Here is a 26,089-nt window from a genome sequence, read left to right as displayed (position 1 = left end):
GGCTTACTTCAGCTGATTCATGCGCTCGATCACCTGACGGGTGATGTCGTATTGAGGCTTGACGTCGATCACTGCGCCACGCTCGAACACCAGGTCAAAGGCACCTTTCTTGATGACTTCTTCCACAGCGCTGTCGAGTTTCGGCTTGAGCTGCTTGAGCATTTCACGGTCGGCAACAGCCTTGGCTTCGTTCAGTTCCTTGGATTGGAACTGGTAGTCGCGGGCCTTTTGCTTGAATTCAAGCTCCAGGCGCTCGCGCTCGCCTTGCTGCATTTTATCGCCACCGGCTACCAGACGATCCTGGATGCCCTTGGCGCTGCTTTCCAGTGTCTTGAGCTTGGTCAGTTGCGGACCGAATTTCTTCTCGGCATCCACGGCGTATTTCTTGGCCGCGTCGGACTCCAGCAATGCCATCTGATAGTTCAGGACGGCGATTTTCATTTCGGCGAAGGCCGGGGTGGTTACCAGCACGGTGGCCAGCAGAACCAATTGAGTCAACTTACGCACGATGTACTCCTACAGAATCCGTTGTCGTTATCTTGGGTCAGACGCTTAGAACGTCTGGCCGAGGGAGAATTGGAAAATCTGGGTTTCAGCGTTATCCGGTTTCTTGATCGGCATGGCCAGAGCAAAGCTCAACGGGCCAAGCGCAGTCACCCATGTCACGCCTACACCCACGGAGCTCGCCAGGTTGCTGAGGCTCACGTCGTTGCATTGAGTCTTGGACTTCACGCCGCTTGGGTTGGTGATCTGCTCACACTTGGAGTCGAACACGTTACCCACGTCCCAGAAGACCGAAGTACGCAGGGATCGCTGATCTTTGACGAACGGCAGCGGGAACAGAATTTCCGCACCACCCTGGATCAACACGTTACCACCGAATGGCAGCGGGTCATCGTCCGAGTCGACGACAGTGCCCGAGTTACCGGTCACACCTGCACCACGGCTCGGCGTACCACGCGGGCCCAAGGTGCTGTCCTTGAAGCCACGTACCGAGTTAAAACCACCGGCGTAGTAGTTCTCATAGAACGGCAAGCCGTTGGTCGAACCATAACCATCGCCATAACCCAGCTCAGTGTGCAGGCGCATGGTGTAGTTATCGCTCAGCGGCTGGAACAACTGGCCACGGTAGTCGAGTTTGAAGAACGACAGGTCGCTGCCCGGCGTGGTGGTTTCCAAGGTCAGGCTCTGGGAGTGACCACGGGTCGCCAGTACACCTTTGTTCAGGGTCGACTCGGACCAGCCGGCAGACGCCTTGAAGTTCAGGAACTTGTCACCTTCACGACGGGTGAAGTCGAAGATTTCGTCCACGGTGTAGACACCGGTCTTGATCTCATCCTGCTGCGCGGTCAGGCCGAAGGTCAGACGCGAGGTTTCGCTGATCGGGTAGCCAACGTTGACACCCGCGCCGAGGCTGTCGATCGCATAGCTTGCAACGTCAACATCGAGGTCTTTGTAGTCGGTGGTGCGGTAGAAGGCGTTGTAGCCCAGGCTCACACCGTCAGCAGTCCAGTAGGGGTCGGTATAACCGAAGTTATAGCGGCTCTGGTATTCGCTGCGGGTCAGGCCGATGGAGACACGATTACCGGTACCGAGGAAGTTGTTCTGGGTGATGGACCCACCCAGGATCAGGCCCGCGCTCTGCGCAAAACCGACGCTGGCGGTGATGGAACCCGACGCTTGTTCCTCTACGGCGTAATTCACGTCAACCTGGTCATCCACGCCCGGTACAGCCGGGGTTTCGACGTTGACTTCCTTGAAGAAGCCCAGGCGTTCAAGACGGGTCTTGGACTGGTCGATCAGGTACGTCGACGCCCAGCCACCTTCCATCTGGCGCATTTCACGGCGCAGCACTTCGTCCGCAGACTTGGTGTTGCCACGGAAGTTGATGCGGTTCACGTAGGCACGCTTGCCTGGGTCAACCACGAAGGTGATGTCCACAGTGTGGTCATCATCGTGCGGGGTCGGTACGCCGTTGACGTTGGCGAAGGTATAGCCTTCGTTACCCAGGCGACGGGTGATCAGTTCGGACGTGGTGGTCATCAGCTTGCGCGAGAACACTTGGTCTTTCTGAACCAGCAGCAGGGCCTTGACCTGGTCTTCAGGCACTTTCAAGTCGCCGCTCAGCTTGACGTCACGAACCTTGTATTTCTCGCCTTCGTTGACGTTGACGGTGATGTAGACGTGCTTCTTGTCCGGGGTGATGGACACCTGGGTCGAAGCGATATCCATATTGATATAGCCACGGTCCAGGTAGTACGAACGCAGACGCTCCAGGTCACCGGAGAGTTTCTCACGGGCGTACTTGTCATCGTTCTTGAAGAACGACAGCCAGTTGGTGGTCTTGAGCTCGAACAGGTCGATCAGGTCTTCATCAGCAAACTTGGTGTTGCCCACCACGTTGATGTGCTGAATGGCCGCCACGGTGCCTTCGTTGATATTGACCTTCAGGCCGACACGGTTACGAGGCTGCGGGACCACTTCCGTTTCCACGGTCGCGGAGTAGCGACCCTGGGCAACGTACTGACGCTGCAGTTCGTTACGTACACCTTCAAGGGTGGCACGCTGGAAGATCTCGCCCTCGGCCAGGCCGGATTGCTTGAGGCCCTTCATGAGGTCTTCAGTAGAGATCGCCTTGTTGCCCTCGATCTCGATACTGGCGACGGAAGGTCGCTCGACAACAGTGATGACCAGGACGTTACCTTCGCGCCCCAGTTGGATGTCTTGAAAGAAACCGGTTTTGAACAGCGCACGAGTGGATTCCACCAGGCGACGGTCATCAGCCTGTTCACCGACGTTCAACGGTAACGCACCAAAGACGCTACCCGCGGAAACCCGCTGGAGGCCGTTGACGCGAATATCGGAGATGGTGAAGGACTCGGCGTGAACTTCGGCGATCATCAATACGGTGAGAACCGCAGTTAGCAGCAGACGTTTCATGAAGTCCTTTCTTATTCCAACTGGCAATAAACAAACTGCCGCAAAATGCGGCAGATTCGCAATTCAGCGAAGCGTTACAGTCGACCCAGATCGTTGACAAGGGCTAACAACATCACCCCGACCACCAAACTGATACCGATCTGTATCCCCCAACCCTGCACCCGATCCGACAAGGGGCGACCACGCACCCACTCGACCAGATAAAACAACAGATGCCCCCCATCCAATACAGGAATGGGCAGCAAATTCAGAACACCCAGGCTAATACTCAGATAAGCCAGGAAATTCAGGAAATCCGCGACACCCGACTGGGCAGAAGCGCCCGCCACTTTAGCAATGGTTATCGGTCCACTCAAGTTTTTTACCGAGAGCTCGCCGAACAACATTTTCTTGAGGGATTCGAGGGTCAGCACACTCATGGTCCAGGTGCGTTTTGCACCCTCGCCAATTGCCGCCAACGGCCCGAAACTGACCTCACGCACCATCGATGGCGGCCACTCGGGGCTCTTGACGCCAGCACCCAGGTAACCCCCGGCCGCCTTGGCTTCGCCACGTACCGCCAGGGTCACGGGGACGTCGATTTGAGCACCATCGCGCTCAACTTTCAGCACAATTTTGGTATCAGGGCGTACACGCACCAGATCGACCACTTGTTGCCATTCCCCCAGCGCCTGGCCATCGAGGGCCAGCAGGCGATCGCCGGTTTTCAGGCCTGCGGCCTGGGCCGGGCCCTTCGGATCCAGCTCGGCAAGCACCGGAGGCAGCGCAGGACGCCACGGACGGATACCCAGGGATTTGATCGGATCAGGCTCATCAGCGCCTTTGAGCCACTGGTCCAAGGCCAACGAACGCGGGGTTTCAGCATTGGAATCCTGCTCACGCACCACGACATTGACGGTGCCGCTTTCACCCAAGCGGCGCACCAGTTGCAGATTGACCGCGCCCCACCCGGTGGTCGGCTCGCCATCTATAGAAACAATTTCCTGGCCGGCAACCAGACCTGCCTTGGCCGCAATACTGTCTGCCTCGACCGCGCCGATGACTGGACGCACCTGCTCGCTGCCGAGCATGGCCAAGACCCAGAAGAAGAACATTGCCAACAGGAAGTTGGCGATCGGGCCAGCAGCAACGATAGCGATACGCTGACGAACGGTCTTGCGATTGAAGGATTGATCCAATTGGTCAGCCGGCACTTCGCCTTCGCGCTCATCGAGCATCTTGACGTAGCCACCCAACGGGATGGCCGCAATCACGAACTCCGTACCATGACGGTCGTGCCAGCGAACCAGCGGCATGCCGAAACCGACGGAAAAACGCAGTACCTTGACGCCGCAACGACGCGCCACCCAGAAGTGGCCGAATTCGTGGAAGGTGACCAGCACACCCAGAGCAACCAGGGTGCCGACAATCATGTAAAGCGCACTCATCTAATTTCTCCGCATTCCAATCCAGTGCCTGAAGGCTCAAACGCGCCCACAGACTAACGCGTGTTGCGGCTCAACCAATGCTCGGCCAAGGTCCGCGCCTTGGAGTCCGCCTCAAATACTGCCCCAAGGTCATTCACAGCCACCACAGGCTCAAGACTCAGGACGTCCTCGATAATACTCGCGATCTGCGGAAAGCGGATGCGCCGTTCGAGAAACGCCGCCACGGCCACCTCGTTAGCTGCATTGAGCATCGCCGGCGCACTGTTACCCGCCTCTGCCGCGTGTCGCGCCAAGCGCAGACAAGGAAAGCGCTGCTCGTCCGGTGCTTCAAAGTCCAGGCGAGCGACTGCAAACAGGTCCAGAGGCGCCACACCGGAATCAATCCGCTCCGGCCAGGCCAGGGCGTTGGCGATCGGCGTGCGCATATCGGGATTGCCCAACTGGGCCAATACCGAACCGTCCACATAGTCGACCAGCGAATGAATCACGCTTTGCGGGTGAATGACCACCTCAACCTGGTCCGGCCGTGCGTCGAACAACCAGCAGGCCTCGATCAACTCCAGACCCTTGTTCATCATGCTGGCCGAATCCACGGAGATCTTGCGCCCCATGGACCAGTTCGGATGAGCGCACGCCTGATCCGGAGACACCTGCTCCAGGTCTGCCAGCGGAGTTTGTCGAAAAGGACCACCGGAGGCCGTGAGCAGAATCCGACGCACGCCAACCTGGCTCAAGCCACGGGCATAGTCACCGGGCATGCACTGGAAGATTGCGTTGTGCTCACTGTCCAGAGGCAGCAGCACGGCACCGCTTTTACGCACCGCCTGCATAAAGAGTGCACCGGACATCACCAGCGCTTCTTTATTGGCCAGCAGGATTTTTTTGCCCGCATCAACGGCAGCCAAGGTTGGGCGCAAGCCCGCGGCACCGACGATAGCGGCAACCACTGTATCGACTTGCGCATCGGCCGAGACCTGGCGCAACCCCTCCTCGCCCACCAGCACCTGAGTGGCCAGCCCGGCAGCCCGCAAGTCATCCTGCAGACTGCGCGCCGCTGCCGCTTCAGGCACTACCGCAAAACGCGGCACGTGGCGTACACACAACGCCAGCAATTCGCTCAGGCGGGTGAATCCGGTCAGGGCAAACACTTGATAGCGGTCAGGGTGACGTGCGATCACGTCAAGGGTGCTCAACCCTACCGAGCCAGTTGCACCGAGCACGGTCACTTGTTGCAGACGGCTCACGAAGCAGTCATCCACAACAGCACGGCAAAGATCGGGATGGCAGCGGTAAGGCTGTCGATACGGTCCAGCACCCCGCCGTGGCCCGGCAGCAGGTTACTGCTGTCCTTGATCCCGGCCTGGCGCTTGAACATGCTTTCGGTGAGATCGCCCACAACCGAAATAAAGACGACGATGGCCGTGCCCAGCAGGGCGAGGAAGATGTCCGTGACCGACCAATCCCGTACAACGCCGACCACCAAGGTGATCAGCAGGGTCAATGCCAGACCGCCGTACACCCCTTCCCAACTCTTGCCCGGACTGACCGCCGGCGCCAGCTTGCGCTTGCCGAATGCCCGACCCGAGAAGTAGGCGCCGATATCCGCGCCCCACACCAGCACCATCACCGCCATGATCAGCCAATTGCCCATCGGCGCATTCTTGATCTCCACCAAGCCTTGCCAGGCAGGCAACAGAATCAACAAGCCAATCACCAACTTGCTGGCCACACTGGACCAATGCCCACTGCTGCGCGGGAACGTCAGCACCAGATAGGTCGCAAGCGCCCACCACAGCACCGCAGCGCCCAGCACCCAAGGGACGATGATGCTCGACAGGGTATGCATGAGAAACAGCAACACCGCCACCACTGCGGCATACGCCACGCGTGGCAACTGTGCGTTGAACCCTGCCAATCGCGCCCATTCCCAGGCACCAAGGGTTACAACCAGGCCAATAAACAGGGCAAAACCGGAACCGTCGAGCAGGAAAAACCCACACAAGGCGATCGGCAACAGGATCAGTGCTGTGATGATTCGTTGTTTAAGCATTTAAACCCGGGCTCCAGCTTCGACCTGCTCGCTCGTTTTACCGAAGCGACGTTGGCGGGAAGCGAAATCGGCCAGCGCGGTGCGCATGGCATCGTGTTTGAAGTCCGGCCAGAACAGGTCGGAGAAGTACAGCTCGGTGTAGGCCAACTGCCACAAGAGGAAGTTGCTGATGCGATGCTCGCCGCCGGTACGGATGCACAAGTCTGGCAACGGCAGGTCGCCGGTCACCAGACAGGTTTGCAACAGCTCAGGCGTGATGTCGTCCGGCCGCAGATGACCGGCCTGCACTTCGCGAGCCAGCCGCTGCGCAGCTTGGGCGATATCCCACTGGCCGCCGTAATTGGCTGCGATCTGCAACACAAAACGGTTGGCGCCAGCCGTGATGGCCTCGGCTTCGCGCATGGCCGCCTGCAGTTCCGGGTGGAAGCGCGAGCGATCACCGATGATGCGCAGGCTGATATTGTTGTCGTTAAGACGCTTGGCCTCACGACGCAACGCCTTGAAGAACAGATCCATCAAGGCGCTGACCTCTTCGGCAGGCCGCTGCCAGTTTTCACTGGAAAAGGCGAACAAGGTCAACACCTCGACCTTGGCCTCGGCACACACCTCAATCACAGCCCGCACCGCATCAACACCCGCTTTATGCCCGGCGACACCGGGCATAAAGCGTTTCTTCGCCCAGCGATTATTCCCATCCATGATGATCGCGACATGGCGCGGCACCACAGAGGGTACAGTCTGCTTGGTCTTTTCCATGAAGGCGTCCTGACCCCTTATACGGCCATCAGGTCCTTTTCTTTATCGTCGGTATCCTTGGTGATCTGGGCCTCGGCGTCCTTGGTCAGCTTTTCGATATCGGCAACGGCGCGACGTTCTTCGTCTTCGCTGATTTCCTTGTCCTTGACCAACTTCTTCAGGTCACCCAAGGCATCGCGACGGATGTTACGCACAGCAACGCGTGCATCTTCAGCTGCGCTACGCGCCTGCTTGGTGAAGCCCTTGCGGGTTTCCTCAGTCAGGGCTGGCATGGAGATCAACAGCAACTCACCCAGGTTGGTCGGGTTGAGGTTCAGGCCCGCGCTCTGGATTGCCTTGTCTACAGCACCGAGCATGTTGCGCTCGAAGGCAACAACTTGCAGGGTACGCGAATCCTTCACGGTCACGTTGGCCACACCGCTCAGCGGGGTGTCAGCACCGTAGTAAGGCACCATCACGCTACCCAGGATGCTTGGGTGGGCCTTGCCGGTACGGATCTGGCCAAATGCATGTTTCAGGGAGTCCAGGGATTTCTGCATACGCTCTTGAGCGTCTTTCTTGATTTCGTTGATCATTGTTGGCCTTCCTCGATCAGAGTCCCTTCTGCGCCACCGTGTACGATATTCAGCAGGGCGCCGGGCTTGTTCATATTAAATACGCGCAGCGGCATCTTGTGGTCGCGGCACAGGCAAATAGCCGTCAGATCCATCACACCCAGCTTGCGATCCAGCACTTCATCGTAGGTCAGATGATCGAACTTCTCGGCATGCGGGTCTTTGAATGGGTCTGCGGTGTACACGCCATCTACCTTGGTCGCCTTCAGTACCACATCAGCATCGATTTCAATGGCACGCAAGCACGCCGCGGAATCAGTGGTAAAGAACGGGTTACCGGTACCGGCGGCGAAGATCACCACTTCTTTTGAGTTCAAATGGCGCATGGCTTTGCGGCGATCATAGTGATCGGTCACGCCTACCATGGAAATAGCCGACATCACGATAGCCGAGATATTGGCACGCTCCAGGGCATCACGCATCGCCAGGGCGTTCATCACAGTGGCCAGCATGCCCATGTGGTCGCCAGTGACCCGATCCATACCGGCCGCACTCAGTGCCGCGCCACGGAACAGGTTACCGCCACCGATCACCAGGCCGACTTGTACGCCGATGCCGACCAATTGGCCGACTTCCAGCGCCATGCGGTCGAGCACCTTGGGATCAATCCCGAACTCTTCCGAGCCCATCAGGGCCTCGCCGCTGAGCTTGAGTAGAATGCGTTTATAGCGAGCCTGATAACCACTGCCCTGCTGAGCCATTGCGAATCTCTCCTGCGGCGTATTTTTAAAAATTCTTGGCGAGCCGTTTACGGCTTGCGTTCACTCTAGCTGGACGCTGTCACAGCGCCATCGGAACACGGCTTTGTAAGCCAGTTCCGAGGGTAAGCCAAATAAATTCGGCCTGCCCATTTGAAAAGAGGCTGCGCGCGTGAGCGGGCAGCCTCTTTCGGGCGACAGTTGAAAACTGTCTTATTGCTTGGCGGCAGCCAGCTGGGCAGCAACTTCTTCAGCGAAGTTGTCGACCGGCTTCTCGATGCCTTCGCCTACTTTGAAGTAAGTGAAGGAAACGATTTCAGCACCGGCTTTCTTAGCCAGTTCGCCAACCTTGATTTCAGGGTTCTTGACGAACGCCTGCTCAACCAGGCTTGCTTCAGCCAGGAACTTGCTGATACGGCCTTTGACCATGTTCTCAACAATGTTTTCTGGCTTGCCTTTGATTTTTTCTTCGTTCAGCTGCAGGAACACAGCTTTTTCGCGCTCGATGGCTTCGGCAGAAACTTCCGAAGGCAGCAGGAACTCAGGGTTGCTGGCCGCTACGTGCATAGCGATGTCTTTGGCCAGTTCAACGTTGCCGCCTTTCAGGACAACTGCAACACCGATCTTGTTGCCGTGCAGGTAACCACCAACAACATCACCTTCAACGCGCACCAGGCGACGAATGTTGACGTTTTCGCCAACTTTGCCGACCAGTACCAGGCGAGCAGCTTCTTGAGCCTCGATCAACGGAGCGACGTCAGTCAGTTTGTCGGCGAACGCTTTTTCAACGCTGGCAGCAACAAATGCCTTGAAGTCGTCCTGCAGAGCCAGGAAGTCGGTCTGCGAGTTCACTTCCAGCAGAACGGCAGATTTGCCGTCTTCTTTCAGAGCGATAGCGCCTTCAGCAGCTACGTTGCCTGCTTTCTTGGCAGCCTTGATGGCGCCGGAAGCACGCATGTCATCAATGGCTTTTTCGATGTCGCCGTCAGCCTTTTCCAGGGCTTTCTTGCAATCCATCATGCCTTCGCCGGTACGCTCACGCAGTTCTTTAACCAACGCTGCAGTAATTGCTGCCATTTTCAAATTCCTCTTGGATAGGTTTTCAACCATTCCACCCGATCGAACGGGGGATCAATTCTTCCCGAACCACCCTTGTAGGCCGCTGCACGTTACAGATGATGTAGCTGCGCCGCTCACAAATGGTTTTCGAGGTGGCAAAAAGGGGGCCAAGCCCCCTTTTTGCTTACTGAGTCAACGCCAGGGCGTCAATTACTCAGCTGCGGCTACCGGAGCTTCTTCAACGAACTGCTCGGTACCACCAGCAACGTGGTTACGACCACGGATTACAGCGTCAGCCATCGAACCCATGTACAGCTGGATAGCGCGGATTGCGTCATCGTTGCCTGGGATGATGTAGTCAACGCCTTCCGGGCTGCTGTTGGTATCGACTACGCCGATAACAGGGATGCCCAGCTTGTTGGCTTCGGTGATCGCGATGCGCTCGTGATCAACGTCGATAACGAACAGTGCGTCAGGCAGACCGCCCATGTCCTTGATACCACCCAGGGAACGATCGAGCTTTTCCAGGTCACGGGAGCGCATCAGCGCTTCTTTCTTGGTCAGCTTGGCGAAAGTACCGTCTTCGGCTTGCACTTCAAGGTCACGCAGACGCTTGATGGAAGCACGGATGGTTTTGAAGTTGGTCAGCATGCCGCCCAACCAGCGGTGATCGACGTACGGCGAACCGCAACGTGCTGCTTCTTCAGCAACGATCTTGCCAGCGGAACGCTTGGTGCCGACGAACAGAATCTTGTTTTTGCCCTGGGCCAGGCGCTCTACGAAAGTCAGAGCTTCGTTGAACATTGGCAGGGTTTTTTCAAGGTTGATGATGTGGATCTTGTTACGCGCGCCGAAAATGTACTTACCCATTTTCGGGTTCCAGTAACGGGTCTGGTGACCGAAGTGCACACCGGCCTTCAGCATATCGCGCATGTTGACTTGGGACATGATAGTTCCTTAATAAGTCGGGTTTGGCCTCCACGTATCCCAATGACCAACCAGCGGCATCAAGGCCTCCGGCACCCAGGTCATCGTGTCGACACGTGTGTGGATTTAAGCTCTTCGGGGCATCCCCGGAAAGCGGCGCATTTTATACCACACGAAGGGCGAAAACGGAACCCGCAATCACATTTGGCGTGCGCGAGTGATGCGCAACCCTTTGAATAGAGCGGATATAGCCCCACCTCATAGAGAGAAGCGATCGTCAGGGGCTCATGATTTGCCGCCCGCGTCTGTTAGAATCGCGTTTTTTGGGGCTTGTGCGAATTCTGTAACCTTTTGTCGCGCGCCCGTAAACCGTATTGATTTCAGCGCGCCGCGCTAGAGAGAGCCTGTATGACTGTTAGTTTGAAAACCGCCGAAGACATCGCCGGCATGCGCATTGCCGGTAAATTGGCTGCCGACGTACTGGAAATGATCGCTGAACACGTCAAGCCCGGCGTCACCACCGAAGAACTGAACCAGATCTGCCACGACTACATCGTCAACGTGCAGAAGGCTATCCCTGCCCCGCTCAACTACAAGGGCTTCCCCAAGTCGATCTGCACCTCGATCAACCACGTGGTCTGCCACGGCATCCCGTGCGACAAACCCCTGAAAGACGGCGACACCCTTAACATCGACGTCACCGTGATCAAGGACCGCTACTTCGGCGACACCAGCCGCATGTTCCACGTCGGCAACGTGCCGGTCTGGGCCGAGCGCCTGTCCCAGGTCACCCAGGAATGCATGTACAAGGCCATCGAAATCGTCAAGCCCGGCTGCCGCCTGGGCGATATCGGTGAAGTGATCCAGAAACACGCTGAAAAGAACGGTTTCTCGGTGGTACGTGATTTCTGTGGCCACGGCATCGGCACCGTATTCCATGAAGAACCGCAGATCCTGCACTACGGCCGCGCCGGCACCGGCATGGAGCTCAAGGCAGGCATGACCTTTACCATCGAGCCGATGATCAACCAGGGCAAGGCCGACACCAAGGTGCTGGGCGACGGCTGGACCGCCATCACCAAGGACCGCAAGCTCTCGGCCCAGTGGGAACACACCCTGCTGGTCACCGAAACCGGCTACGAGATCTTCACCCTGCGCGCCGACGACACGATCCCTCGCATTTCGGCTTGAAGGTTGCCCAGGTTTTCCCACAGCGTGTTGTGACTGACTATAGATAGAAAGGAAAGCCGATCGATGCCCCAGGTGGATCCCGAACTCTTCGACCGTGGCCAGTTCCAGGCCGAACTGGCCCTGAAGGCAAGCCCCATCGCCGCTTTCAAGAAAGCGATCCGCCAGGCCCGCGAGGTGCTCGATGAGCGCTTTCGCAGCGGCCGGGACATCCGCCGACTGATCGAGGACCGCGCCTGGTTCGTCGACAACATCCTGCAAAAGGCCTGGGAACAGTTCAACTGGAGTGAAGACGCCGATATCGCCCTGGTGGCCGTCGGCGGCTATGGCCGTGGCGAACTGCACCCCTACTCCGACATCGACCTGCTGATCCTGCTGGACAGCGCCGACCATGAGACCTTTCGCGATTCCATCGAGCGTTTTCTGACGCTGCTGTGGGACATCGGCCTTGAAGTCGGCCAGAGTGTGCGCTCGGTGGACGAATGCGCCGAAGAGGCCCGCGCCGACCTCACCGTAATCACCAACCTGATGGAAAGCCGCACCATCGCGGGCCCCGAGCGCCTGCGCCAGCGCATGCTGGAAGTCACCAGCACCGCGCATATGTGGCCGAGCAAGGAGTTCTTCCTGGCCAAGCGCGCCGAGCAGAAGACCCGGCACCACAAGTACAACGACACTGAATACAACCTGGAACCCAACGTCAAAGGCTCGCCGGGCGGGCTGCGCGACATCCAGACGATTTTGTGGGTAGCCCGTCGCCAGTACGGCACCCTGAACCTGCGCGCCCTGGCTGGCGAAGGCTTTCTGGTAGAAAGCGAAAACGCCCTGTTGGCCTCATCCCAGGAATTCATCTGGAAAGTGCGCTACGCCCTGCACATGCTCGCCGGCCGCTCCGAAGACCGCCTGCTGTTCGACCATCAACGCTCCATCGCCACCCTGCTGGGCTTTGAAGGCGAAGACGCCAAGACCAGCATTGAAAGCTTCATGCAGCAGTACTACCGGGTGGTCATGAGCATTGCCCAGCTCAGCGACCTGATCATCCAGCACTTCGAAGAAGTGATCCTCGCCCCCGAAGACGAAGCACCGCCGCAGCCAATCAATTCGCGCTTCCAACTGCACGACGGCTATATCGAGGCACGCAACGACAACGTGTTCCGCCGCACGCCGTTCGCCATGCTGGAAATCTTCGTGCTGATGGCCCAGCAGCCGGAAATCAAAGGCGTGCGCGCCGACACCATCCGCTTGCTGCGGGAGAACCGTCACCTGATCGACGACGATTTCCGCAACGATATCCGCAATACCAGCCTGTTCATCGAGCTGTTCAAGTGCAAGATCGGCATCCACCGCAACCTGCGGCGCATGAACCGTTACGGCATCCTCGGGCGTTATCTGCCGGAGTTCGGTTTTATCGTCGGTCAGATGCAGCACGACCTGTTCCACATCTATACCGTGGACGCCCACACCCTGAACCTGATCAAGCACCTGCGTAAGCTTCAGTACACGCAAGTGTCAGAGAAATTCCCGCTAGCCAGCAAACTCATGGCCAAACTGCCCAAGCCCGAGCTGATCTACCTGGCCGGCCTGTACCACGACATCGGCAAGGGCCGGCATGGCGACCACTCCGAAGTCGGCGCGGTCGACGCGGAGGCCTTCTGCCAGCGCCACCAACTGCCGCAATGGGACAGCCGCCTGATCGTCTGGTTGGTGCAGAACCATCTGGTCATGTCGACCACGGCCCAGCGCAAGGACTTGTCCGACCCGCAGGTGATCCACGACTTCGCACAGGCGGTCGGCGATGAAACCCGCCTCGACTACCTGTACGTGCTGACCGTCTCCGACATCAACGCCACCAACCCGACGCTGTGGAACTCGTGGCGCGCCAGCCTGTTGCGCCAGCTGTACACCGAGACCAAGCGTGCGCTGCGCCGTGGCCTGGAAAACCCGGTGGACCGCGAAGAGCAGATCCGCCGCACCCAAAGCGCAGCGCTGGATATCCTGGTGCGCGGCGGCAACGACCCAGACGACGTCGAGCAGCTGTGGTCGCAATTGGGTGATGATTACTTCCTGCGTCACACTGCCGGCGATGTAGCCTGGCACACTGACGCGATCCTGCAGCAGCCCGCCGATGGCGGCCCGCTGGTACTGATCAAGGAAACCACCCAACGCGAATTCGAAGGCGGCACGCAGATTTTCATCTATGCGCCCGACCAGCACGACTTCTTCGCCGTGACCGTGGCGGCCATGGACCAGCTCAACCTGAACATCCACGATGCCCGGGTGATCACTTCCAGCAGCCAGTTCACCCTCGACACCTATATCGTGCTCGACACCGAAGGCGAGTCCATCGGCGACAACCCGGCACGGGTGAAAAAGATCCGCGAAGGCCTCACCGAGGCCCTGCGCAACCCGGACGACTACCCGACCATCATCCAGCGCCGGGTGCCGCGCCAGCTCAAGCACTTTGCATTTGCGCCCCAGGTGACCATCTCCAACGACGCGCAGCGCCCGGTCACCGTGCTGGAACTCAGCGCGCCGGACCGCCCGGGCCTGCTGGCACGTATCGGCGGGATCTTCCTGGAGTTCGACCTGTCATTGCAGAACGCCAAGATTGCGACTCTCGGCGAGCGCGTGGAAGACGTGTTCTTTATTACCGACGCCGACAACCAGCCACTGTCCGATCCTGAGCTGTGCCTGCGGTTGCAGGAAGCCATCGTGCAGCAGTTGAGCGTGACTCAGGAACCCGGCGTCGAGCTGACGCGCCTGACGATCTAAACCTCATTCCAGTTTTTAACGCCTTGCACGAGATTCCCATGAACAACGCCCTGAACCAGCTGCAACCCTACCCGTTCGAGAAACTGCGCGCACTGCTGGGCAGCGTCACGCCGAACCCGGACAAGCGCCCGATTGCGCTGTCCATCGGCGAGCCCAAGCACAAATCCCCGACCTTCGTGGCCGAGGCACTGAGCAGCAACCTCGACCAGATGGCGGTGTACCCCACCACCCTGGGCATCCCGGCGCTGCGCGAGGCCATCGGCGCCTGGTGTGAACGTCGCTTCAACGTGCCCAAGGGCTGGCTCGACCCGGCGCGCAATATCCTGCCGGTCAACGGCACCCGCGAGGCGCTGTTCGCCTTCACCCAGACCGTGGTCAACCGTGGCGACGATGCGCTGGTCGTCAGCCCGAACCCGTTCTACCAAATCTACGAAGGCGCCGCGTTCCTGGCCGGGGCCAAGCCGCATTACCTGCCATGCCTGGATGAGAACGGCTTCAACCCGGACTTCGACGCTGTGACGCCGGATATCTGGAAACGCTGCCAGATCCTGTTCCTGTGCTCCCCCGGTAACCCGACCGGCGCGCTGATCCCGGTCGAGACCCTGAAAAAACTGATCGCCCTGGCCGACGAATACGACTTCGTCATCGCCGCCGACGAGTGCTACAGCGAGCTGTACTTCGACGAACAAACCCCGCCGCCGGGCCTGCTGAGCGCCTGTGTCGAACTGGGCCGCCAGGACTTCAAGCGCTGCGTGGTGTTCCACAGCCTGTCCAAACGCTCCAACCTGCCGGGCCTGCGCTCCGGTTTTGTGGCCGGCGACGCGGACATCCTCAAGGCCTTCCTGCTGTACCGCACCTACCATGGCTGCGCGATGCCGGTACAAACGCAACTGGCCAGCATTGCGGCCTGGCAGGACGAAGCCCACGTGCTGGCCAATCGTGACTTGTATCGCGAGAAATTCAACGCTGTGCTGGCGATCCTCAAGCCGGTGCTGGATGTGCAACACCCCGATGGTGGTTTCTACCTGTGGCCGAATGTGAATGGCGACGATGCCGCGTTCTGCCGGGATTTGTTCGTGCAAGAGCACGTGACCGTGGTGCCGGGCTCGTACCTGTCGCGGGAAGTGGGCGGGGTCAACCCTGGTGCAGGTCGCGTTCGCATGGCGCTGGTGGCTCCGCTGGCGGAATGTGTGGAAGCAGCTGAGCGAATTCACGCGTTTATCACCCGCAACCAATAACGCCACATCAGCCTGCACCCCGCAATGGGGTGCAGGCCTGACACTGCTCTCGAGATACTGCCCGCCCCCCCGCCCGAAAACTGGCCAAGTATTTTCAGAAGGTCTTATCTGGATATACCTGAACACCAGCCCCGTCACGAACTAACGAAACACTTTCTAACTCCCTTAATGGAACCCGTACCTCACGTAAACCACACACTCTGTGAACTCGCACAACAATAAACATATTGTTCATCTACTGCGTATTTGAATCATCGTAAAACATGCACCGCCACTCAGGAGCCAAGTTATATGAATTCGATCAGCACGAACTATACGCAAGTGAACGCTCAAGCGACTCCCCCCATCAATGCAGCCGCCACTGAAGAGACCCAAGAGACCTCTAAACCTCGTATCAGAAACAAGCGCGGCATTGGCGCGACTCATCGGAGATGGCCACAACATTCAACCGTTACCATTGCCTTCAAAGGAACTACTAAAGACCAAGAGGAACTTATAAAACAAGGATTCGGCAAGTTCACTCCACACATCAACCTCACCTTCAAATATGTCCCAGGTCCTGACGCAGATATTCGGATAGGTCCTACTGAAAAAAAAGGTGAAAATGGTTCGTCGTACGTCGGCAATAGCGCAAAAAACGCCGCACCCGACAAACTCACTTTTTTTATGGACTTTAATCGAGAGCCTGAGAAAGTAATCGCTACTGCGGTACATGAAGGTTTACATGCAATTGGATTCTTGCACGAGCATCAACACCCCGACCGTTCTATAACCTTCAATAAAGAAACGCTGCTCGCGCGCTTCAAGGAATCTGACGACCCTCGAAACATCATGCAGAGTGCAGTCTTGGATACTGTAAAGCGGCAAAGAAATGGCCCAATGTTCACGCCATATGACCCATTGTCAATTATGCATTATCAGTTTGATTCGGAAGATTTAAACGGCGCACCGGCCATTCCTAAAAACAATGAGCTTTCAGCAGGCGATATTGCATTACTCAAACTTATGTATCCTCCACGCCCGCTGCCATCCTTGGAAAACAGCATTGCGCGGTTACAAGCAACAGCGGTAACAGCTAAACTCTGGCCAGACCTCTCAACTGTCACCGTATCGCTGCTTGGCATGAGTGACGAACAGAAGAAATTCGTGAAACATAATATCGAGAAACTACAACCCCACATTAACACTCACATTAAATTCACGGACAAAACAGATAGCAATATCCGAATCTCACCAACCAACACTGGCAAATCCTGGTCCGAAACCGGAACAGACGCCAATAACGCGGCACCTTCGGCCCCAACCATGGGTATCCATTGGCATACCAACAAAAAACAAACCGCTCGCGACGTCAAACACATGTTTGTCAAAGCGCTTGGCTTTACTAATATTACCCTTCCCAAAAACACTGCCTAAGCTCCTGATGAAATGACATATAAACAAAGAGTTTTTTACCCATGCACAATGACATCCTAGAGAGCAAGCACGTAATACATCAGTTACAGTTTATTTATCTCTAAATTTGCCTCACTCATATCCAAGTCAGCCAGTACCTCTCTGAGCACGTCATCACCAATCTGCTGATGGCGACTCAAGCTGTACAACTCCAGTCGCTGCGCCCGCAAAGCCTTTAAGCGCAATTTGCGTTCAAGCTGGTTCATCCGCTGCGCCAGAGCCTGAACCTCGGCAGAGTCATTGAACACGTCCAATTGGTGCCGGTATTCCGACATCAACCGCGCTTTCAGTTCAGTGGCTAGGGCAGATTGGGCGGCGTCCTGGGTTGCGGTTTCAGCGGGATCGTCCGCCTCCAGGGCATGGATCGCCGCCACTGCAGTTTTTTTCCAGGCCTCGCGCACTTCGTTGTGGCGCTTTTCATCCGGACTTTTTTCAACGCCACGCAAGAGCAGCGGCAGAGCGATACAAGCAGCGACCAGTGACAGCAGGATCACCCCGGCGGCAATAAAGATCAGCAGGTCGCGCTCGGGAAAATCTTTACCTGGTGCCAGCAGCAACGGCACCGACATCACACCGGCCAGGGTCACTGCACCGCGCACGCCTCCGACCGTCAGCAACCAGCAGGACCGGGCGGTCGGTACCAGCGTCAGCTCGCTTTTCCCACGCACACGACGCAATAACCCCGACAGCCTCCAGATGCTCTGCACCCAGATAAAACGCAGCACCACCAACACCAGGAAAATCGCGACCACGTCCAGGCAGCGATAGAACAGCGTTGGCCACAACGTCGGCTCATGGCTCGCCACGGCCCTGATAATGTCCGGCAGTTGCAGGCCCAGCAGCAGGAAAATCAGGCCGTTGAAGGCAAACTCCAGCAGCGACCACACGCTGCGATTGAGCAGGCGCGTGCTGGTCTGGCGAGGCAGCAGATCCAGCCAGCTTTGCATCATGCCCGCCGCCACTGCCGACAAAATCCCGGAGCCCCCCAAACGTTCAGCCAGTACATAAGCGGCAAACGGCAGCAGCAACATAAACACCACGTGCGTCGCCGGGTCATCCCAGCCCCGCGCAATCATCCACGCACGCAGGCGGCCGACCAGCCAGCTCAGCGCCACGCCGACCGCCAGGCCACCGACGGCGACCAGCACAAAGGTCAGGCTGGCATCGGCCAGGGAAAACACGCCGGTCAGCGCCGCCGCCAAGGCAAACTTGAAGGTCACCAGGCCCGACGCATCGTTCATCAAGGCTTCGCCCTGGAGCATATGCATCAATGGCGTAGGCAAGCGATTCTGGGAAATGGCCGACACCGCCACGGCATCCGTCGGCGACAAAACGGCCGCCAGGGCGAAGGCCACCGGTAACGGGATCGTAGGCAATATCCAATGAATGAAGTAGCCGGCACCGACCACCGTGAACAGCACAAGCCCCACGGCCAGCGTCAGGATCGGCCCGCGCAGGCGCCACAACTCGCGCTTGGGCATGCGCCAACCGTCGGAAAACAGCAACGGCGGCAGAAACAGAAACAGGAAAAGCTCCGGGTCCAACGCCACATGCAGCCCCAGCGTGGGCCAGGCCAGGAGCGCACCGGCGGCAATCTGCACCAGCGGTAGCGGCAAAGGAATGACACGCCCGACCAGACGCGAAACGCTGACCAGCATCAGCAGGATAAGAACGGTGTAGGCGGTTTGCATAAAGCGGGGTTCCCGGACAATCGACTTGCAACGACACACATCAGGCAACAACTGGCCACTGAAGTGCCATATTAACCGGCTATGTTACGCGCTGGCTTTTGCACAAAAGTCGCACAGCGCAGGACGACCGGCACCCAAACCCGCTGGTCGTGGCATAATCCCGGACCTTTCGTTTTGAGCATCCTAAAAGGGGGCAATTCCTTGACCGCTTCAAGCAAAACGTTGCACCTTTTCGGCATCAAAGCCTGCGACACCATGAAAAAGGCGCGCACCTGGCTCGATGAGCACGCTGTGAACTATGAGTTCCACGACTACAAAACGGCCGGTATCGACCGCGAACACTTGACCCAATGGTGCGACGAGCACGGTTGGCAGGTGGTTTTGAACCGTGCGGGCACCACCTTTCGCAAACTCGAAGACGAACGCAAAGCCGATCTCGATCAGTCGAAAGCCATTGAATTGATGCTCGCGCAACCTTCGATGATCAAGCGCCCGGTGCTTGATCTCGGTGACAGAACCCTGATTGGCTTCAAGCCAGATAGTTATTCGGCGGCCCTCAAGTAGGCCAGCCCTTCCATTTTTGTAGAGGTAACAGCATGTCCCATTCCCTGTTCAGCCTGGGCTTCGGCGTTGGCACTCAGAACCGCCAAGGTGCTTGGCTGGAAGTGTTTTACGCACAACCGCTGCTTAATCCATCGGCTGAAATCGTCGCGGCCATCGCGCCGATCCTCGGTTACACCGAAGGTAACCAGGCGATCACCTTCACTGTGACCCAGGCGCTGCAACTGGCCGACGCGCTCAAGGGCGTCGACGCCACCCAAGCCGCTCTGCTGAGCCGCCTGGCGGAAAGCCACACGCCGCTGGTCGCCACCCTGCTGGCAGAAGACGCCGCACTGACCTCCACGCCTGAGGCCTACCTCAAACTGCACTTGCTGTCCCACCGCCTGGTCAAGCCCCACGGCCTTAGCCTGGCTGGCGTGTTCCCGCAGTTGCCGAACGTGGCCTGGACCAGCCAGGGCGCGATCGACATCGGCGAACTGGCCGAACGCCAACTGGAAGCACGCCTGCGTGGCGAGCTGCTGGAAGTGTTCTCGGTGGACAAGTTCCCGAAAATGACCGACTACGTGGTTCCGGCCGGCGTGCGTATCGCTGACGCGGCACGTATCCGCCTGGGCGCCTACGTGGGCGAAGGCACCACGGTGATGCACGAAGGTTTCGTCAACTTCAACGCGGGCACTGAAGGCCCGGGCATGATCGAAGGCCGCGTGTCGGCAGGCGTATTCGTCGGCAAGGGCTCGGACCTGGGCGGCGGCTGCTCCACCATGGGCACCCTGTCGGGCGGCGGCAATATTGTGATCAAGGTTGGCGAAGGCTGCCTGATCGGCGCCAACGCCGGTATCGGTATCCCGTTGGGCGACCGCAACACCGTGGAATCGGGCTTGTATGTGACTGCCGGGACCAAGGTTGCGCTGCTGGATGAGCAGAACCAATTGGTCAAAGTGGTCAAGGCACGTGAATTGGCCGGTCAACCGGACCTGCTGTTCCGCCGCAATTCCGAGACGGGTGCCGTGGAGTGCAAAACCCACAAATCGGCCATCGAACTGAACGAAGCGCTGCACGCTCACAACTAAGCAGCCACTCGATGCCACTAGCGGGCCCCGATCCTGGGGCTCGCTTATACGAGTCTTGACCACCATGCTTGTGCCCTCCCCCTGGCGCGCCGATTTTCCGGCCATTGCCACCCTGCAACGGCAAGACCAGACCTATCTGGACAACGCCGCTACGACGCAAAAACCCCAAGCCTTATTGGATGCCATCAGCCATTACTACGCCAACGGCGCAGCCAATGTGCACCGTGCCCAGCATTTACCGGGCGCCCACGCGACCCAGGCCTTCGAGGACAGTCGCAGCAAAGTTGCGCAATGGTTGAATGCAGGTGACACCGGGCAAATCGTTTTTACCCACGGCGCTACCTCTGCGCTGAACCTCCTGGCCTACGGCCTTGAGCACTTATTCAATGCGGGCGATGAGATTGTCATCAGCGCCCTGGAACACCACGCCAACCTGCTGCCCTGGCAGCAACTGGCCAAACGTCGCGCGCTCACGCTGGTGGTATTGCCACTCGGTGATGACGGCGTGATCGACCTGCACGCCGCCGCCGAGTTGATCGGCCCACGCACGCGCCTGCTGGCAGTGAGCCAGTTGTCCAACGTGCTTGGCGCCTGGCAACCGCTGCAAGCCTTGCTGGCTTTGGCGCAGCCCCACGGCGCCCTGACCGTGGTCGACGGCGCTCAAGGCATCGTCCACGGTCGCCATGACGTGCAAGCGCTGGGATGCGACTTTTATGTTTTCTCCAGCCACAAACTTTACGGCCCGGACGGCGTCGGCGTGCTCTATGGCCGCAACGAAGCCCTGCATCACCTGCGCCACTGGCAGTTCGGCGGGGAGATGGTGCAGCAGGCGGACTACCACAGCGCGAGCTTTCGCCCCGCGCCGCTGGGCTTCGAGGCGGGTACTCCGCCGATTGCCAGCGTGATCGGCTTGGGCGCCAGCCTGGATTACCTGAGTTCCCTGGACCCGCAAGCGGTCATCGCCCATGAAGCGGCCTTGCATGACTACCTGTTGCACGGCCTGAAGGCGCGCAACGGCGTGCGGGTGCTGGGCTCGCCGCAGGTGGCGCTGGTCAGCTTTGTGGTCGAGGGCGTGCACAACGCCGACCTCGCGCACCTGCTGACCGAGCAAGGCATTGCGGTACGCGCCGGCCATCATTGCGCTATGCCACTGCTCAAGGCGATGCAACTGTCAGGAGCGATCCGCGTTTCCCTGGCGCTGTACAACGATTCCGACGATCTTGAGCGCTTTTTTGAAGCGCTGGATCAGGCACTGGACATGTTGCGATGAGTTTGCCCGTGGATGCGATTGCCGCCTTGGAAGCCTTCCAGGCCGTAGGAAGTTGGGAACAACGCGCGCGGATGCTGATGCAGTGGGGCGAGCGCCTTCCCGCCTTGGCCGATGACGAGAAGGTCGACGCCAATCTTGTGCACGGATGCGAAAGCCAGGTGTGGTTGGTGGGGCGCTTGCACGACGGCCATTGGCAGTTTTCCGCCAGCAGTGATGCGCGAATGATCCGGGGGCTGGTGGCGTTGCTGCTGGCGCGGGTCAATGGGTTGTCGGCTGCTGAGTTGCAGGCGGTGGATTTGCCTGACTGGTTCAACCAACTGGGGCTTTCACGCCAACTGTCTTCGTCACGCAGCAATGGCCTCAATGCAGTCCTGCAGCGCATGCGCGAGTTGAGCCGTACACAAATCTAAATGTGGGAGGGGCGGTGCGACGATTCGACTTGCCCCCGATAGCGGTGGATCAGGTACATATATTCAACCTGACACACTGCTATCGGGGGCAAGCCCCCTCCCACATTTGGCTCTATGTTCGGTAGTGAGATCTAAGTGAGCTTGACCCGCTCCGACGGCCTGCGAACGCCTGCCACAATCTTGTCCACCGCCTTGGTCGCCGCCACCATACCGAACGTGGCCGTGACCATCATCACCGCGCCAAACCCACCGGCGCAGTCCAGCTTCACACCATCACCCACAAAACTTTTCTGCAAACAGATGCTGCCGTCCGGCTTGGGATAGCGCAGCTGCTCGGAAGAAAACACACACGGCACGCTGTAATGGCGGGTCACGGTGCGGGAAAAATTGTAGTCACGACGCAGGGTGGAGCGCACTTTCGACGCCAATGGATCATTGAAGGTGCGGTTCAGGTCGCACACCTGGATCAGCGTCGGGTCAATCTGCCCACCAGCGCCACCGGTGGTGATGATCTGGATCTTGCGACGCTTGCACCAGGCAATCAGCGCGGCCTTGGCGTTGACGGCGTCGATGCAGTCGATCACGCAATCAATATTCGGCGTGATGTATTCGGCCATGGTGTCGCGGGTCACGAAATCCGCCACCGCGTGCACGGTGCAGTCCGGGTTGATGCCGCGCAGGCGCTCGGCCATTACCTCGACCTTGGGCTTGCCCACGGTGCTGTCCAGGGCGTGCAACTGGCGGTTGCTGTTGCTGACGCAGACATCGTCCAGGTCAAACAGCGAAATCTCGCCTACCCCACAACGGGCCATGGCTTCCGCCGCCCAGGAGCCCACGCCGCCGACGCCGACGATCGCCACATGGGCCGCTTTCAAGCGTTCCAGGCCTTCAATGCCATACAAGCGGGCGACGCCTGCAAACCGCGGATCTTCTGTACTCATGACCATTACCCCAAAAACCGGCGCGCATTATAGGGCTACGCAGCGACAAGTTCGAAGCTTCAAGCTACAAGTAAAGAACTTAGATGGCCTTTTGCTGACTAACGTCCGGCTTTTCTCTGTCCGCTGTACGCTCGGGGAAAGGCCGGTGTAGGATGCGCGCCGTTCGGTGCAGGCCGACACCTCTTTTCGTTCCACACCCTTTGGAACCCGACATAACCATGGCATCGCGTAAATTTGGACTCAACCTGGTGATCGTGCTGGCAATTGCCGCGCTGTTCACCGGCTTCTGGGCGCTGGTCAACCGCCCGGTCACTGCTCCCAACTGGCCTGAGCAAATCTCCGGTTTTTCCTACTCGCCGTTCCAGCAAGGCCAGTTCCCGCAAAAAGACCAGTACCCCACGGACGAGCAGATGCGTCGTGACCTGGAGATCATGAGCAAGCTGACGGACAACATCCGTACCTACTCGGTCAACGGCACCTTGGGGGATATCCCCAAGCTGGCGGAAGAGTTCGGCTTGCGCGTCACCCTGGGAATCTGGATCAGCCCGGACCTGGAGCGTAACGAGCGCGAAATCCAGCGTGCCATCGAGATCGCCAACAGCTCGCGCAGTGTCGTGCGCGTGGTGGTCGGCAACGAGGCGCTGTTCCGCGAAGAAATCACCCCTGAAGCGCTGATCGTGCTGCTCGACCGGGTGCGCGCTGCGGTGAAAGTACCGGTGACCACCTCCGAGCAGTGGCACATCTGGGAAAAGAACCCGAAACTGGCCAAGCACGTCGATCTGATCGCCGCGCACATCCTGCCGTTCTGGGAATACATCCCCATGGACAAGGCTGGCCAGTACGTACTGGACCGGGCCAAAGACCTGAAAAAACTCTTCCCGAAAAAGCCGCTGCTACTGTCGGAAATTGGCTGGCCGAGCAACGGACGTATGCGCGGGGGTAACGAAACATCCCCGGCAGACCAGGCGATTTACCTGCGCACGCTGGTGAACAAGCTCAATCGCCAGGGCTACAACTACTTTGTGATCGAAGCGTTCGACCAGCCATGGAAAGTCAGCGACGAAGGCTCTGCCGGCGCCTATTGGGGCGTGTTCAACGCCGCACGCCAGCAGAAATTCAACTTTGAAGGGCCTGTCGTCGCGATCCCGCAATGGCGCGTGCTGGCCATCGGTTCGGTGGTGCTGGCACTGCTGTCCCTGACCCTGCTGATGATCGACGGCTCGGCCCTGCGCCAGCGCGGCCGGACCTTCCTGACCTTTATCGCGTTCCTGTGCGGCTCGGTACTGGTGTGGATCGGCTACGACTACAGCCAGCAATACAGCACCTGGTTCAGTGTCACCGTGGGTATCCTCCTGGCGCTCGGCGCCCTCGGCGTGTTTATCGTGTTGCTGACCGAGGCCCATGAACTGGCCGAAGCCGTCTGGACCCACAAGCGTCGTCGTGAATTCCTGCCGGTCGAGGGGGATTCGGACTACCGCCCGAAAGTCTCGATCCATGTGCCGTGCTACAACGAGCCGCCGGAGATGGTCAAACAGACCCTCGACGCCCTGGCCGCCCTCGATTACCCGGACTACGAAGTCCTGATCATCGACAACAACACCAAGGACCCGGCGGTTTGGGAACCGGTGCGCGACTACTGCGAAACCCTCGGCCCGCGCTTCAAGTTTTTCCACGTCGCGCCCCTGGCCGGTTTCAAGGGCGGCGCGCTGAACTACCTGATCCCGCACACCGCCAAGGATGCCGAAGTGATCGCGGTGATCGACTCGGACTACTGCGTCTCGCCGAACTGGCTCAAGCACATGGTGCCGCACTTCGCCGACCCGAAAATCGCCGTGGTGCAGTCGCCCCAGGATTACCGCGACCAGAACGAAAGTACCTTCAAGAAGCTCTGCTACGCGGAATACAAAGGCTTCTTCCATATCGGCATGGTCACCCGTAACGACCGCGATGCGATCATCCAGCACGGCACCATGACCATGACCCGTCGCTCGGTGCTCGAAGAACTAGGCTGGGCCGACTGGTGCATCTGCGAAGACGCCGAACTGGGCCTGCGGGTGTTCGAGAAAGGCTTGTCGGCGGCGTATTACCACGACAGCTACGGCAAGGGCCTGATGCCCGATACCTTTATCGACTTCAAGAAACAGCGTTTCCGCTGGGCCTACGGTGCGATCCAGATCATCAAACGCCACACCGCCAGCCTGCTGCGCGGCAAGGACACCGAGCTGACCCGTGGCCAGCGCTACCACTTCCTCGCGGGCTGGTTGCCGTGGGTGGCGGACGGCATGAACATCTTCTTCACCGTCGGCGCGCTGTTGTGGTCGGCGGCGATGATCATTGTGCCAACGCGGGTCGATCCGCCGCTGCTGATTTTCGCGATCCCGCCGTTGGCGTTGTTCGTGTTCAAGGTCGGCAAGATCATCTTCCTGTACCGCCGTGCGGTGGGCGTGAACCTCAAGGACGCATTCTGCGCGGCCCTGGCAGGCCTGGCGTTGTCCCACACCATCGCCAAAGCGGTGCTGTATGGCTTCTTCACCACCAGTATTCCGTTCTTTCGTACACCGAAAAACGCGGATAACCACGGCTTCTGGGTGGCGATTTCCGAAGCCCGCGAAGAAATGTTCATCATGCTGCTGTTGTGGGGCGCGGCGCTGGGGATCTACCTGGTGCAGGGCCTGCCAAGCAACGACATGCGCTTCTGGGTGGTGATGCTGCTGGTGCAGTCGCTGCCGTATGTGGCCGCGTTGATCATGGCGTTTCTGTCGTCGCTGCCCAAACCGGTAGCGGCGCCTGAGCCCGCGCCTGCGGCGTAAAAACTTGCGCAATGCACTAAACGGCGGCCTCTGGTCGCCGTTTTGCTATAAGATAACGGCCGTTTTGTTGGATCAGGCAAGCACCGATTGCCTTATGTGGGAGGGGGCTTGCCCCCGATAGCAGCGTGTCAATCAGCTAAATTTGTGGCTGATACACCGCCATCGGGGGCAAGCCCCCTCCCACATTGAATCTGCGCCCATACACGCTTCCGGAG

The 26,089-nt window shown here is 58.8% G+C and carries 21 protein-coding genes; 9 read left to right on the top strand and 12 right to left on the bottom strand.

Annotated features, from left to right (window positions below; translation table 11 throughout):
- Positions 1-3: 3 nt before the first annotated feature.
- The 10 genes from AB3G88_RS06370 to rpsB all read right to left on the bottom strand — a co-directional run bounded on the left by AB3G88_RS06370 (position 4) and on the right by rpsB (position 10,492).
- Positions 4-507, bottom strand: a complete 504-nt coding sequence (locus tag AB3G88_RS06370; RefSeq protein WP_003172279.1) for an OmpH/Skp family outer membrane protein — start codon at positions 505-507, stop codon at positions 4-6.
- 45 nt (positions 508-552) lie between these two features.
- Complete coding sequence (bamA, locus tag AB3G88_RS06365; RefSeq protein WP_099583352.1) at positions 553-2,940, bottom strand: outer membrane protein assembly factor BamA; 2,388 nt, start codon at positions 2,938-2,940, stop codon at positions 553-555.
- 74 nt (positions 2,941-3,014) lie between these two features.
- Positions 3,015-4,367 (bottom strand): sigma E protease regulator RseP, encoded by a 1,353-nt coding sequence (gene rseP, locus AB3G88_RS06360; RefSeq protein ID WP_099583353.1) that lies wholly within the window; start codon positions 4,365-4,367, stop codon positions 3,015-3,017.
- Positions 4,368-4,420: 53 nt separating this feature from the next.
- Positions 4,421-5,611, bottom strand: a complete 1,191-nt coding sequence (ispC, locus tag AB3G88_RS06355) for a 1-deoxy-D-xylulose-5-phosphate reductoisomerase (protein WP_480453494.1) — start codon at positions 5,609-5,611, stop codon at positions 4,421-4,423.
- Complete coding sequence (locus AB3G88_RS06350) at positions 5,608-6,417, bottom strand: phosphatidate cytidylyltransferase (RefSeq protein WP_099583355.1); 810 nt, start codon at positions 6,415-6,417, stop codon at positions 5,608-5,610. The genes ispC and AB3G88_RS06350 overlap by 4 nt, the downstream gene beginning before the upstream one ends.
- A complete protein-coding gene (gene uppS, locus AB3G88_RS06345; RefSeq protein ID WP_099583356.1) occupies positions 6,418-7,173 on the bottom strand; it encodes a polyprenyl diphosphate synthase in 756 nt (251 codons plus the stop codon).
- 17 nt (positions 7,174-7,190) lie between these two features.
- Complete coding sequence (gene frr, locus AB3G88_RS06340) at positions 7,191-7,748, bottom strand: ribosome recycling factor (protein WP_158876296.1); 558 nt, start codon at positions 7,746-7,748, stop codon at positions 7,191-7,193.
- On the bottom strand, positions 7,745-8,488 hold the full coding sequence (gene pyrH, locus AB3G88_RS06335) for a UMP kinase (RefSeq protein WP_003189161.1): 744 nt from the start codon (positions 8,486-8,488) through the stop codon (positions 7,745-7,747). The genes frr and pyrH overlap by 4 nt, the downstream gene beginning before the upstream one ends.
- Positions 8,489-8,698: 210 nt before the next feature.
- Positions 8,699-9,562, bottom strand: a complete 864-nt coding sequence (gene tsf / locus AB3G88_RS06330) for a translation elongation factor Ts (protein ID WP_099583358.1) — start codon at positions 9,560-9,562, stop codon at positions 8,699-8,701.
- Positions 9,563-9,754: 192 nt separating this feature from the next.
- A complete protein-coding gene (gene rpsB, locus AB3G88_RS06325; protein ID WP_003189158.1) occupies positions 9,755-10,492 on the bottom strand; it encodes a 30S ribosomal protein S2 in 738 nt (245 codons plus the stop codon).
- A 387-nt stretch (positions 10,493-10,879) separates the two neighbouring features.
- On the opposite strand from rpsB, the gene map reads away from it, so the two are divergent.
- The 4 genes from map (at position 10,880) to AB3G88_RS06305 (ending at position 17,082) form a co-directional block, all read left to right on the top strand.
- Positions 10,880-11,662 carry a type I methionyl aminopeptidase gene (gene map / locus AB3G88_RS06320; protein ID WP_158876298.1) on the top strand — a complete coding sequence of 261 codons (783 nt, stop codon included), beginning with the start codon at positions 10,880-10,882 and terminating at the stop codon, positions 11,660-11,662.
- A gap of 63 nt (positions 11,663-11,725) precedes the next feature.
- Positions 11,726-14,428, top strand: a complete 2,703-nt coding sequence (locus AB3G88_RS06315; protein WP_112193860.1) for a [protein-PII] uridylyltransferase — start codon at positions 11,726-11,728, stop codon at positions 14,426-14,428.
- A gap of 38 nt (positions 14,429-14,466) precedes the next feature.
- Positions 14,467-15,666 carry a succinyldiaminopimelate transaminase gene (gene dapC / locus AB3G88_RS06310; protein WP_480453493.1) on the top strand — a complete coding sequence of 400 codons (1,200 nt, stop codon included), beginning with the start codon at positions 14,467-14,469 and terminating at the stop codon, positions 15,664-15,666.
- 291 nt (positions 15,667-15,957) lie between these two features.
- Positions 15,958-17,082 carry a M12 family metallopeptidase gene (locus AB3G88_RS06305; protein ID WP_480453492.1) on the top strand — a complete coding sequence of 375 codons (1,125 nt, stop codon included), beginning with the start codon at positions 15,958-15,960 and terminating at the stop codon, positions 17,080-17,082.
- Positions 17,083-17,165: 83 nt separating this feature from the next.
- Here AB3G88_RS06305 and AB3G88_RS06300 read toward each other — a convergent pair whose 3' ends face one another.
- Positions 17,166-18,812, bottom strand: a complete 1,647-nt coding sequence (locus tag AB3G88_RS06300; RefSeq protein WP_480453491.1) for a Na+/H+ antiporter — start codon at positions 18,810-18,812, stop codon at positions 17,166-17,168.
- Positions 18,813-19,013: 201 nt separating this feature from the next.
- Between AB3G88_RS06300 and AB3G88_RS06295 the strand changes: the two genes are divergently transcribed.
- The 4 genes from AB3G88_RS06295 to AB3G88_RS06280 all read left to right on the top strand — a co-directional run bounded on the left by AB3G88_RS06295 (position 19,014) and on the right by AB3G88_RS06280 (position 22,123).
- Positions 19,014-19,376 (top strand): ArsC family reductase, encoded by a 363-nt coding sequence (locus tag AB3G88_RS06295; RefSeq protein WP_112193855.1) that lies wholly within the window; start codon positions 19,014-19,016, stop codon positions 19,374-19,376.
- A gap of 32 nt (positions 19,377-19,408) precedes the next feature.
- Positions 19,409-20,443, top strand: coding sequence for a 2,3,4,5-tetrahydropyridine-2,6-dicarboxylate N-succinyltransferase (gene dapD, locus AB3G88_RS06290; protein WP_099583365.1), 1,035 nt, complete (start codon positions 19,409-19,411; stop codon positions 20,441-20,443).
- A 64-nt stretch (positions 20,444-20,507) separates the two neighbouring features.
- The gene (locus AB3G88_RS06285; protein ID WP_099583366.1) at positions 20,508-21,713 is read left to right on the top strand and encodes an aminotransferase class V-fold PLP-dependent enzyme; all 1,206 of its coding nucleotides are present in this window, start codon (positions 20,508-20,510) and stop codon (positions 21,711-21,713) included.
- Entirely contained in the window at positions 21,710-22,123 is a 414-nt protein-coding gene (locus AB3G88_RS06280; RefSeq protein ID WP_480453490.1) for a SufE family protein, read from the top strand. Before AB3G88_RS06285 ends, AB3G88_RS06280 begins: the two co-directional genes overlap by 4 nt.
- A gap of 131 nt (positions 22,124-22,254) precedes the next feature.
- Here AB3G88_RS06280 and tcdA read toward each other — a convergent pair whose 3' ends face one another.
- Positions 22,255-23,070, bottom strand: coding sequence for a tRNA cyclic N6-threonylcarbamoyladenosine(37) synthase TcdA (gene tcdA / locus AB3G88_RS06275; RefSeq protein ID WP_480453489.1), 816 nt, complete (start codon positions 23,068-23,070; stop codon positions 22,255-22,257).
- A gap of 212 nt (positions 23,071-23,282) precedes the next feature.
- On the opposite strand from tcdA, the gene AB3G88_RS06270 reads away from it, so the two are divergent.
- Positions 23,283-25,874: a glycosyltransferase gene (locus AB3G88_RS06270; protein ID WP_480453488.1), complete on the top strand. Its 2,592-nt coding sequence runs from the start codon at positions 23,283-23,285 to the stop codon at positions 25,872-25,874.
- The last annotated feature ends 215 nt before the right edge of the window (positions 25,875-26,089 follow it).

This window comes from Pseudomonas arvensis (assembly GCF_056688935.1).
The sequence above is the reverse complement of the archived record's forward strand: the minus strand, read 5'-3'. Positions and strand labels throughout refer to the sequence as shown.